This window comes from Kandleria vitulina DSM 20405 (assembly GCF_000702065.1).
Classification (GTDB): domain Bacteria; phylum Bacillota_I; class Bacilli_A; order Erysipelotrichales; family Coprobacillaceae; genus Kandleria; species Kandleria vitulina.
In genome coordinates, this window is the sequence record NZ_JNKN01000001.1 from 118,198 (window position 1) to 130,761 (window position 12,564).

Here is a 12,564-nt window from a genome sequence, read left to right on the forward strand (position 1 = left end):
ATAAACAAAGGGGGAAGTCCATGATTCACACAACACTTGCACACAATATGAGACCATCTACACTAGATGAAGTTCTTGGGCAGGAACATCTCATTGGTAAAAAAGCAATACTCACACAATTTGTAAAAAAGAAACATCCTCTTTCCATCATCCTTTATGGTCCACCAGGATGTGGAAAGACCACGCTAGCGAGCGCGCTTGCTCATGATCTAGACATACCTTATCGTCTTTTTAATGCATCAACAGGCAATAAGAAACAGATGGATCAGATCATTGCTGAAGCAAAAATGAGTGATGGACTATTTGTTATTATCGATGAAGTTCATCGACTAAATAAAGACAAACAGGACCATCTCCTTCCGCATATCGAAAGCGGCTTGCTGATCATTGCCGGATGTACAACCGCCAATCCTTACCATTCCATCAATCCAGCAATTCGTTCTCGCTGTCAGATACTTAAAGTCAAGCCATTAAAAGAAGAAGATGTCATCGAAGGATTAAAAAGAGGTGCACAAAGCGAAAAAGGACTTAACAATAAATTTGAGATTGATGAAGATGTCTATCGCTTTATCGCTAAGATGTCATCAGGGGACATTCGCTATGCCTACAATGCCTTAGAGACTGCTTCCATTATCGTTGATGATGGGCATATCACATTAAAAGAAGCCAAACGTGCATTGCCACATGCCAATGCGCAATTTGATAAAGATGAAGATCAATATTACGATACTTTGTCAGGACTCCAGAAATCTATTCGTGGCAGCGACGTCAATGGTGCCTTGTATTATCTTGCCAAACTGATTGAAGCCAATGACATGGAATCACTAGAGCGACGTCTTTGTACTATTGCCTATGAAGAGGTTGGTCTTGCCAATCCCAACGCCTGCATGCGTACAGTGATGGCTTTCCAGGCTGCCAAGGTCATCGGCTTTCCTGAAGCCCGTATTCCGCTTGCTCAATCAGTCATTGAATTGGCACTTTCTCCTAAATCAAAATCAAGTGAGAACGCCATTGACAGTGCGCTTGCATCAGTAAGAAATAACCCACACCCTACACCCCATTATCTTTCTTTGACCCCTGTTGGATTAGAAGAAGATGAGAAGTATGATTATGGTCGTCCTGATTTATGGGAATATATTCAATATCTTCCTGATGAAATCAAGAATGAACAATTCTATGTTCCTTGGCTTACAAGTCCTTATGAAAAATCATTGACTGACAATTATCAGCGTATTTTAAAACATGGACGTACCAATGATCTAAAGGGATTAAAAAGAAGAAAAAAAGAGACATCGTCACATTGATATGTCTCTTTTATTTTTCATATTTCTTATTTAAGATCACAATAGCTATAATGGTACCCAAAAGTCCTAGAATCAGGAAGAACATGGCAATATTGAAGATGATATCACCTTTAAAAAAGAATAGAACATTAGTAATGATAAGATCAATACCGAATACACAAAGAATCTTTCCTAATCCTTTAGCATACTCTTTACGGTTTTTATCAGGGATATGATCATATGATTTTGGATCATAAAATGATCTGAGATCCAATGTTGTAATCAATCTGTATCCACAATATACAAGCCATACACCTACCGCAATTGTGGCATAACTGATAATGCTATTCATATCCATTGATGAGATCCTCCTTTACTTTATTGACCGTTTTTTCAAAATGTTCCACATTAACTTCATACCAGTTTACCATCATCTGATTATTAAACCATGTAAACTGTCTTTTCGCATAATTACGGGAATGTTTTTTAATAAGGGCAATGACTTCTTCTTTTGAAGAACGTCCTTCAAAATATTCAAACCATTCTTTATAGCCGATTCCTCTCATTGACTGATAAGTAGGTTTGCATCCTTCTTCAATCAATGATTTGACTTCCTGTTCAAGTCCATTTTCCATCATGATATCTACACGTTTATCAATGCGTTCATAAAGTTTTTCTCTATCAAGAGTAAGTCCAATGCAGGTTGCATCATAAATCATTTCATGACGCTGTGCATCTTCCATTTCACTCTTGCGTTTTCCAGTTGTCTCAAAGATTTCAATAGCTCTTAAGACACGGCGACGGTTGTTAGGATGAATATTGCGCGTAGCACCAGGATCTACTTCTTTTAATCGTTCATAAAGTTCTTCATTAGAATAATCCTTATACTTCTCTTCCATCTTCTTAGGATCACTATCACATTTCTCAAATGTGTAATCATAAAGGACTGCTTTAATATAAAGTCCTGTTCCTCCAACAATAATAGGAAGCTTTCCTCTTTTTACGATATCATCAATACAGGCTCTGACAGTTTCTTGAAACTCAGTGACACTATATTCTTCAGAAGGTTCCTTGATATCAATAAGATGGTGTACGACCCCTTGCATTTCATCTTCAGTGACCTTCGCTGTACCGATATCCATACGTTTATAGATCTGCATGGAATCCCCACTGATGACTTCCCCATTCAATTGTTTGGCAAGTGCCACACCTAAAGCTGTCTTGCCGACACCAGTAGGTCCTACAATCACAATCACTTTTTCCATTATCTTATCCTCTTAAACATTTTTAATAACTCATGATCACTATAGAAAATGAGTGTTGGTTTTCCTGAAGCATCCACATATGGATTATCACAGCGCATCAATTGATCCATGATTGCCTGCATCTCAGCAGTGCTTAAATATGTGTTACGATCAACTGAGAATTTAGAAGCCAATGCGATGATTGCATAATCTCTTAATTCTAAAAGATTGAGATCTTCATCATTTAATATTTTTTCGCACATGTCTTCAATAAAATGTTTTTCATCAATCTGTGTCATCCATGAAGGAAGACTTCTTAATGTAAATGTATTTCTACTAAATGATTCTAGATTAATACCAATCATTTCTAGCTTATCTTTGTTTTCTTCAAGAATCATGAATTCACTTTCTGTGAATTCAAAGATCAAAGGTACTGTCAATGGCTGAATATCCAACGATGAAGAGGCAAAATGTTCCTGATATTTTTCATAGTTGATTCTTTCCTGAGCAGCTTTTTGATCAATAAGATACATGCCCTTTTCATTTTCTCCTATAAGATAAGTCCCACGAACTTGCCCTTTCGCATAGATTTTTTCTTTTAAAGGTTTTACTTCTTTTTTTACGATAGGCTTTTCTTCCTTGATAGGAACTTCTTTTTCTTCTTCATGTTTTTCTTCTACATGATAAGTAGGAGTAGGCATCTTTATTAAAGAAGGAACATCCTCTTCTAGCTTAAATAGCATTTGTTCATGTTGCACTTTAAAAGTGGGTTTTTCTTCTACTTCCTGTACAGGTGTTTCATGAACTGTCTTTAAAGCCTGTTCTATCCCTTCAGTGATGACTTCTTTTAAAGCCATTTCTTTAGAGAAACGTACTTCTAGCTTAGCAGGATGTACGTTGACGTCTACTAGATAAGGATCGACATCAATATGTACGATCGCTATTGGAAATCTTTTTTCAGGAAGATAATTGCGATAGACATCATTGATTGTATTGATGGTCTTCATATTACGGACATAACGATCATTAACAAGTGTAATAATATGATTCTTAGATGCTCTTGATTCCTCAATCTTAGAAATATAGCCTGAAATATGGAATTCTTCATTACCAAAATCTACTTCCATCATATTCTTGGCTGTCGATACACCATAGATTTCAGCGATCACTTCAAGCAATGATCCTGATCCATTGGTAGAATAAATCAGCTTATTATTATGAGTTAAAGTGAAGGCAATTTCTGGATGAGCAAGAGAAAGACGTTCAATATAAGTATAGATCGCCGCAAATTCCGCATTCACGCTCTTTAAATACTTAAGACGTGCGGGCACATTCTGAAAGATGCGTTCTACCGTTATGCATGTTCCCTTATTCATGGCACATCTTTCGACACTTTTTTTCTTGCCAAATTCATAAGAGACTCTTGTACCTACATCCTTTTCACATGTTTCTAATGTAAACTTTGAAATTGATGCAATTGAAGGGATAGCTTCCCCTCTAAATCCTAATGTTGTGATATTAAAGAGATCATGGTCATCTACAATCTTGCTTGTAGCATGACGAGAGAAGCACATCTGGGCATCTTCTTCACTCATGCCTACTCCATCATCGATAATGCGCATAAGCGTAGCGCCACCTTCAACGACTTCTACATCAATCTTATGAGCACAAGCATCAATACTGTTTTCTACAAGTTCCTTAATGACGCTCGCAGGGCGTTCTACAACTTCCCCTGCCGCAATCTTATTGGCTGTATCTTCTGATAACTGTCGAATCTTTGCCATGATATCTCCCTCTTATAATAGTTTCTTTAATTCAATAAGTGTTGATAGTGCATCAATTGGTGAAAGCTGCATTGGATCAATTTGTGAAAGCATTTTTTCTGCAGCACTTTCTTTTTCTACAATAACAGTATTTGAAGATGCTTCTAGCTTTGTTTCCATGTTATTGTCCTGTAAAGAATCAAGAATGACTTTAGCGCGGGCAATGACTTCATCAGGAAGCTTGGCTAGCTTAGCAACATTGATCCCATATGATTGTCCTGTTGCCCCTTCTTTGATCTTATAAAGGAACTTGATAGAATCATTAGAAACATCTGCACTCGCATGGACATTCTTGATACCTAGATCTTTATTCATTAATGTTAATTCATGATAATGAGTAGAAAATAAAGTCAATGCTTTCGTCTTCTTGGCAATATATTCTACGATTCCTTGAGCAAGTGCCATACCATCAAAGGTCGCTGTTCCTCTACCGATTTCATCAAAGATAATCAATGAATCTTCAGTTGCATAACGTAAAGCGTTGTTGGCTTCAAGCATTTCTACCATGAATGTAGACTGTCCAGAAACAAGATCATCAGATGCTCCAATTCTTGTAAAGATCTGATCAAAGATTGGCAGATCTGCTTCTCTAGCCGGTACAAATGATCCCATCTGGGCCATTAAAACAGTTAAAGTAACCTGTCTCATATATGTTGATTTACCACCCATATTAGGACCAGTAATCATCATGATACGATTCTTTTCATCTAGGTCTACATCATTGGCGATATAGTTCTTTGAAGAAATAACTTCTTCTACAATTGGATGTTTTCCTTCTACAATATGAAGACGATGTTCATCATTAAATGTTGGTCTTACATATCTATTAGAAGAAGCCACAATCGCTAATGAAATATAGACATCCACCTTCGCAACAACTTTAGCGACATCCTGTATCATATGAACATACTGTTTGATATATTGTCTGATCTGAGAAAAGATTTCATATTCCAATGATACAATACGATCTTGAGCAGAAAGAATCTTATCTTCCATCTCCTTAAGTTCAGGAGTAATAAAACGTTCTGCATTTGTGAGCGACTGTTTTCTTGTATAGTTGAACTCATCTTTTACAAGATTAAGCTGACTCTTTGTTACTTCGATATAATAGCCAAAGACTCTATTATAGCCAATCTTCAGCTTCTGAATACCAGTACGCTGTTTTTCTTTTTCTTCAAATTCTCTAAGCCAGTTCTGACCGTTCTTTTTGGCATCACGATATTCATCAAGTTCAGCGGAATAGCCTTCTTTGATAATATTGCCTTCCTTGATCACAAGTGGTGGATTATCCACAATAGCACTTTCAATAAGCTCAGTAATTGGTGTTAAATCCAATAGCTGTTCAGCTAGCTTATTAAGCTTCTCATTTTCTAATGATAACAGCTGATGTTTTAATTCAGGAATTACCTGAAGAGAAGAAGCAATCCACTTTAAGTCTCTCGCGTTAACATTGCCAAAGGCAATACGACTTGCTAATTTTTCAATATCGTAGATTTCATTGATCATATCCTTGATAGTTTCTCTTTCAATAAGATTATCTACAAAGATTTCTACCATATCTAAACGTTCTTCTATAGCGTCTTTATTAAGTAAAGGATGATCAATCCAGCTTTTCAGCATTCTTCCACCCATAGCTGAGTGCGTATGATCCAATAGCCAAAGCAATGTCCCATATTTTTCCTGATTGCTGTTTTTTGTTAACTCTAAGGCTTTTTTTGTAGAAGCATCAAGAACTACATAGTTCTGCTGATCAACTTCAGTCAATGGCTGAATGTAGTCTAAATCACGCTTCTGTGTTTCTAGCATGTAGTTAAGAAGGTTGCTTGCCACCTTGATTTCTTTTAGGTCACTTACGCCTTCAAATAGTTTTTTATATTTATCTTGAATATGTTCATTATCATAATGAGAGATCATTAAAGAATCATCTTCATAACCATCTTGATTCATTACTAATTCCTTAAGATCCAATGTTTCAATCTGATTCTTTAATTTACGATCATCTTTTTCAAGATTAAGACAATAGAACTCTCCTGTAGAAATATCAGCGTATGCTAATGTGTAATGAAAATCAAAGATACCTAGGGCACCGATAAAGTGATTGACTTTCTCATTAAGCTTAAGATCCATAATAGTTCCCGGTGTTACAATCTGTACAACACCACGTTCTACAAGTCCCTTTGAAGCTTTAGGGTCAGTCAGCTGTTCTACAATAACAACCTTATGTCCCATCTTGACAAGGTCTTCAATATATCCCTGTGCTGAATGGAACGGTACACCACACATTGGTACACGTTCACTCACACCAGCGTTTTTTCCTGTTAATGCAATATTCAATGCTTTTGAAGCCACAATGGCATCATCAAAAAACATCTCATAAAAATCTCCTAATCGATAGAAGACGATGCTGTCCTGATAATCTTTTTTTAATTCAAGATACTTTGTCATCATCGGTGAATATTTTTCTTTTTTCTTAGCCATGTTAAGCCTCCTTAAAACTATCATATTATAACATAATCTCTACTTCGTTTTAAGCACATTTCTCCTTTTATAGAGATGTAAAAAAAGATGATTTTTTCAAATAAAAAATGAATCTCTTCTCATTCTTTCTTTCTAAAATATCTTCATGATATCATATTAAAATTTAAGAATAGATCTTTCTGCTTATTTAACTCATTAAAACTCAAAAGATTCTATGCACCGCCACTATTTAGTGGTTTTTACTTTTTTATGACATTATAATATAAATAGAGATTCAATTTGATATTATTAAGGAGTGTTTTTATGAATTTTAAACTAGATGATAACTCCCAAGAAAAAAAGAAATTAAACACAGTTTGGCTGTTTACAGGTCTCATTATCGCACTCGTAGCTTTTCTCTGGTTTTTTATGAGCTTTCTAACACCATTTCACGAAACATATGATAAGTTTTCTTCATTCTGGCATATTTCAGTAAATGATAAAGTCGTTTATCACGGACGAATAAGTAATTATCGCTTTAATCATATTCATAATAATGATGTAATTACTTTTTCTACAAAAAAGATGATTAACAAAAATGATACTTCTTTAATGGTCAATGTCCCATTCAGTGCAGTTAAACTCTATCAAAATAAAAAGCTAACGTATACTTATCATGAAAAGAAGAAATTTGTACCGATGGCAGTACTTGAGATTCCACTTTCTAAAAGCAATGAAATGCAGGATTTAAAAATTGTAGTAGAACCATCGATCAATGATCCTTTTACAAATATTGCGGACTTTAGATTAATAAAAAGTGGTACATTGAATGAAACGATAATCAAGGATTCTCCTCAGACTTTGCTGCTGGCAAGCTTTCTTATTTTACTTGGAATCATCCTGATTGCCCTGGCTTCTTCGTTAATACGTACTCTCTACCAAGTGTTTGCGATTGGGCTCTACAGTCTGCTTGGAGGCATCTGGATTCTTTGTTGCACAAAGATCATTCAGGTATTTTTAACTAATCACTTTATTAATACGTATGCTGAATTTTATTCATTATATCTATCCGGTATTGCCTTTTCCTTATTACAATACTCCTTTATTAGAGATAATAAATATTGCAAAAAGATTTACCCAATGCTCATTTTTATGAGTTGCTTCTCTGTATTCATTATTGTTTTTTCTTATCTCAATTTCTTCAGCATTCAAGCTCCGCTTGTGATATTCCAGCTCTTTGAAGCAATTACAAATGTTGTCTTCATTATTGCACTTTATTTAGATAGCAACTGGAAAACAAGCAAACGTATTGTAGCGCTCGCATTTATCGTTCATTTTGCATTTGGTATTTTGGATGTACTGCGCTACAACATCGAACGTTATCTTATTGCTAATGAAACTCATATTGGTTCTACATATACACAATATGGATTATTGGTTTTGATTATTTTAATGGTCTACGCCTTTGCTATTAGGAATGAAGAAATCATTCGTGTTCAGATAAAAGAGACTACATGGCAGGAAATTGCCTATACGGACTCATTGACTAAACTTAGAAATCGTACTTATTTTAATGAAAAGATTTCTGAAATTATTCATGAAACAAATAAATATACAATTATCTATTTTGACTTGAATGGACTTAAATTTGTCAATGACAACTTCTCCCATGTTGCTGGCGATATGTTTATTTTAGAATTTGCAACTTTCCTCAAATCTCATTTTAATGATGCGAACATGATCGCCAGAATGGGGGGAGATGAATTTATTATTGTCTATAATCATTGTAATCAGGAGAAAATCAATAGTCTCTTTGAAAACTTCGAAGAAGCGGAATATAAAGCTTCTCACCATAAAGATTATCCGCTTACTTCCTCATATGGTATTGCCTACAGCTTTGAGTGCAACAATGATTTTAGTCAGGTTATCTCCTTAGCTGATCATCGCATGTATTATATGAAGAACAAGTACTATGAAACACATGAAAATGAAAGAAGAAATTAAAAGACGCATGATAATCATGCGTCTTTATTATTACTGATTCTGGTTTGGAGTATTTTCTTTTAATACTACGTCATGTGCTCCACCTTCTACGATAGAAGTAGAAGATACTAATGTAATCTTAGCTTTTTCCTGTAATTCTTTAATTGTTAAAGCACCACAGTTGCACATTGTGTGTTTCATCTTGCTTAATGATAAAGCAACATTGTCTTTTAATGGACCAGCATATGGTACATAAGAATCAACACCTTCTACGAAAGAAAGCTTCTTATCCCCACCAAGGTCATATCTCTGCCAGTTACGAGCTCTTGCAGATCCTTCACCCCAGTATTCTTTCATATACTGTCCGTTAACCATAACTTTATTAGTAGGAGATTCATCAAATCTTGAGAAGTAACGACCTAACATGATGAAGTCAGAACCCATTGCTAAAGCAAGAGTCATATGGTAATCGTAAACGATACCACCATCTGAACAGATTGGTACATAGATACCAGTTTCTTCGAAATATTTATCTCTTTCTTTTGCAACTTCAATTGTAGCAGTAGCCTGACCACGACCGATACCTTTTGTTTCACGAGTGATACAGATTGATCCTCCACCGATACCGATCTTAACGAAATCAGCACCTGCTTCTGCTAAGAATCTGAATCCTTCGCCATCTACGACATTTCCAGCACCAACTTTTACTTTGTCACCGTAATGTTCTCTGATCCATTCGATAGTAATTTTCTGCCATTCTGTATATCCTTCAGATGAATCGATACATAAGATATCTACACCAGCTTCTACAAGTGCAGGAACACGTGTAGCGAAATCTCTTGTATTGATACCAGCCCCAACTACGTATCTCTTCTGTTCATCTAATAATTCATCTGGATGAGTCTTTCTTGTTTCATAATCTTTTCTGAATACGAAATATACAAGATTCTGCTGATCATCAACGATTGGTAATGCATTAAGCTTATTATCCCAGATGATATCATTTGCTTCTTTTAAAGTTACATCTTTATGTGCAACTACAAGCTTTTCAAATGGAGTCATGAATGAAGAAACTTTTTCTTCTTTATCCATACGTGAGACACGATAATCTCTTCCTGTTACAATACCAAGAAGTTTACCGTTTGCAGACCCGTCTTCAGTTACAGCCATTGTAGAATGACCAGTTTTTTCTTTAAGTGCTAATACATCTTCTAATGTATTATCAGGACTTAAGTTAGAATCACTAGTTACAAAGCCAGCCTTATAAGCTTTAACTTTTCTTACCATTTCAGCCTGATCTTCAACTGACTGTGAACCGTAAATGAAGGAAACCCCACCTTCTTTAGCAAGTGCAACAGCCATTTTGTCATCTGATACAGCCTGCATAACTGCAGACACTAGAGGGATATTTAATGAAAGAGAAGGTTCTTCTCCTTTTTTAAATTTCACCAATGGTGTTTTAAGACTAACATTGCCCGGAATGCAGTCTGGTCCTGAGTAACCAGGAACTAACAAATACTCACTGAATGTATGTGATGGTTCGTCGTAATAATATGCCATAATGTTCTCCTTAAATATAAATTTTCCCAATTATAATAAATAACAGCAAATTAGTCAATATGTTATGACAATTCGTTATTAATGAGATCTTCTACATTTAGAAGAAGTGCATTCACTTCTTCTTTCACATTAAGGTAATTCACAATAAGAGGATGCTCTTCAAATGCTTTCTTTTTCGTTAGATACTCCTCATAAAGATCAGATATCTCCTCATCTCTGACCTTTCTTCTTGTCAATTCCTTCTGCATTGCCTTAAGCTCATCCTCCATCTCCTTAATCTCTGGATGATCCTTAAGCAATGACTCATACTGCTTATAAGCGATAACTTCCTCTTTACTTAAAAGATAGTCATTAATAAGCTGTGCCTTATCCTTCGTTGACAACCTCTTCACCCTCAAGTGTCCAAGTCTTAGCTTCTGTAATCTTTACTGGCACAATAGTTCCAATATGTTCTGGATTTCCTTTAAAGTTTACAAGCTTATTTGTTTCTGTATATCCAGAAAGAATATCTGGATTCTTCTTGCTTGGTCCATCAACCAATACTTTCTGTACAGTATCAATATATTTCTTATTAGCAATACCTGCATAATAATTAACTTTTTCATTAAGACGCTGAAGTCTAGCTTCTTTTGTCTTAATATCCACATTGTCAATCATCTTAGCTGCAGGTGTACCTTCTCTTGCAGAATAGACGAAAGTATAAGCTAAATCGTACTGACAATGATCATATAGACTTAATGTATCTTCAAACTGTTCTTCTGTTTCATTTGGGAAACCAACAATAATATCAGTCGTGATAGCACACTTAGGCATCACTTCTCTAATACGATCAAAAAGCTTTAAGTACTGTTCTCTTGTATAGACTCTACCCATGATCTTTAAAACATCTGAGTTCCCTGATTGAACAGGCAAATGAATAAATGGCATGATATTATCATATTTTGCGATAACCTGAATCATGTCCTCAGAAAAGTCCCAAGGATGACTAGTCATAAATCTTACTCTAGGAATACCGATCTTTGCGACTTCTTCTAACAATGTCGCAAAATTATAATCAGTATCTAGATCTTTACCATAAGAATTGACATTTTGTCCTAACAGATTAATTTCAAGATAGCCTTTATCCTTTAATTCCTGTACTTCCTTTAAAACATCCTCCATTAAACGAGAACGTTCCTTACCTCTTGTATAAGGGACAATACAGTATGTACAGAACTTATTGCATCCATACATGATATTAACCCATGCTTTCTTATCTTTCGCACGTGTACTAGGAAGATTTTCAATAACATCTCCCTCTTTGCTCCAAACTTCAATAACAGTTTCTTTTTCAAGCATAGCCTGCTTAAGAAGCTGAGGCAAACGATGAATATTATGTGTACCAAAGATCAAGTCTACTTGTTTCATCTTCTTGCGAATCTTTTCAACAACGACTTCTTCTTGAGCCATACATCCACAAACACCAAAAATAATATCAGGATGCTCTCTCTTCACATTCTTAAGATAGCCAATCTTACCAAATACTTTTTCTTCAGCATTTTCTCTGATTGCACATGTATTAAGCAATACAACCTGTGCATCCTTGACATCATCGGCTTTACGATAACCCATTGTTTCAAGAATACCAGAAAGAACTTCTGTATCTCTCTCATTAGCCTGGCAGCCGTATGTCTGTATAAAATAAGAACGCCCTTTACCGATACCAACCATATCTGGAGGAATTTCAAAAACGTTATCTAGACGTCTTACATCAGTCTTTCCACGTTTTCTTGCATCTTTTAAAGAAGGGCCTTTAAAATATTCACTATAATCTTTTTTCATATTATTCCTCTCTTTCGGCGTTATTATAACAAATCTTCAACATAAAAAAAATAAGAACTTTTCAGTTCTTATTCATATTCCTATTTACCAAAGAATCCTTCTGGCTGGATTGAGAAATATAATACTTTACCAGCTGGTGTGTTTTTAAATAAACTCTTGCAATGTCCTGCTGCTTCATCTGCAGATAATTCAGATTCTACATCAAAAGTAGCTTTGATACCTTTCTTTGAAATATATTTGCATTTGATTTTATCATCTTCATATCCATCAAAGAAATCAATAAGTTTCTGTACCTGTGCTGTCTGCATTAAAATTTTATGTGTTGCCATTATTACTTCCCCCTTATATATTTTCGACACCTTTATTATAGTGCAGTTTTATTAAAAAGAAAAC

At 35.2% G+C, this 12,564-nt stretch carries 10 protein-coding genes; 2 read left to right on the forward strand and 8 right to left on the reverse strand.

What is annotated here, in order from left to right:
- Positions 1-23 precede the first annotated feature (23 nt).
- Entirely contained in the window at positions 24-1,304 is a 1,281-nt protein-coding gene (locus T513_RS0100595; RefSeq protein ID WP_035876420.1) for a replication-associated recombination protein A, read from the forward strand.
- A 10-nt stretch (positions 1,305-1,314) separates the two neighbouring features.
- On the opposite strand, the gene T513_RS0100600 is transcribed toward T513_RS0100595, so the two are convergent.
- From T513_RS0100600 to mutS, 4 genes are read right to left on the reverse strand one after another with little or no spacing between them, the layout of a single operon-like run.
- A complete protein-coding gene (locus tag T513_RS0100600; RefSeq protein WP_029071129.1) occupies positions 1,315-1,641 on the reverse strand; it encodes a hypothetical protein in 327 nt (108 codons plus the stop codon).
- Positions 1,628-2,548 (reverse strand): tRNA (adenosine(37)-N6)-dimethylallyltransferase MiaA, encoded by a 921-nt coding sequence (miaA, locus tag T513_RS0100605; protein ID WP_031588514.1) that lies wholly within the window; start codon positions 2,546-2,548, stop codon positions 1,628-1,630. Before miaA ends, T513_RS0100600 begins: the two co-directional genes overlap by 14 nt.
- Positions 2,548-4,311, reverse strand: a complete 1,764-nt coding sequence (gene mutL, locus T513_RS0100610) for a DNA mismatch repair endonuclease MutL (RefSeq protein ID WP_029072469.1) — start codon at positions 4,309-4,311, stop codon at positions 2,548-2,550. The genes miaA and mutL overlap by 1 nt, the downstream gene beginning before the upstream one ends.
- Before the next feature lie 12 nt (positions 4,312-4,323).
- The gene (mutS, locus tag T513_RS0100615; RefSeq protein ID WP_029071132.1) at positions 4,324-6,828 is read right to left on the reverse strand and encodes a DNA mismatch repair protein MutS; all 2,505 of its coding nucleotides are present in this window, start codon (positions 6,826-6,828) and stop codon (positions 4,324-4,326) included.
- Positions 6,829-7,131: 303 nt separating this feature from the next.
- Here mutS and T513_RS0100620 point away from each other — a divergent pair, with 303 nt between their 5' ends.
- Positions 7,132-8,811, forward strand: coding sequence for a GGDEF domain-containing protein (locus T513_RS0100620; RefSeq protein ID WP_031588516.1), 1,680 nt, complete (start codon positions 7,132-7,134; stop codon positions 8,809-8,811).
- Between the two features lie 30 nt (positions 8,812-8,841).
- On the opposite strand, the gene T513_RS0100625 is transcribed toward T513_RS0100620, so the two are convergent.
- The 4 genes from T513_RS0100625 to T513_RS0100640 form a co-directional block, all read right to left on the reverse strand.
- Positions 8,842-10,350 carry an IMP dehydrogenase gene (locus T513_RS0100625; protein WP_031588517.1) on the reverse strand — a complete coding sequence of 503 codons (1,509 nt, stop codon included), beginning with the start codon at positions 10,348-10,350 and terminating at the stop codon, positions 8,842-8,844.
- Between the two features lie 62 nt (positions 10,351-10,412).
- Positions 10,413-10,733, reverse strand: a complete 321-nt coding sequence (locus tag T513_RS0100630; protein ID WP_051654336.1) for a YlbF/YmcA family competence regulator — start codon at positions 10,731-10,733, stop codon at positions 10,413-10,415.
- Positions 10,717-12,171, reverse strand: a complete 1,455-nt coding sequence (miaB, locus tag T513_RS0100635; protein WP_029071136.1) for a tRNA (N6-isopentenyl adenosine(37)-C2)-methylthiotransferase MiaB — start codon at positions 12,169-12,171, stop codon at positions 10,717-10,719. The genes T513_RS0100630 and miaB overlap by 17 nt, the downstream gene beginning before the upstream one ends.
- Positions 12,172-12,251: 80 nt before the next feature.
- Positions 12,252-12,500 (reverse strand): hypothetical protein, encoded by a 249-nt coding sequence (locus T513_RS0100640; RefSeq protein ID WP_029071137.1) that lies wholly within the window; start codon positions 12,498-12,500, stop codon positions 12,252-12,254.
- Positions 12,501-12,564 lie beyond the last annotated feature (64 nt).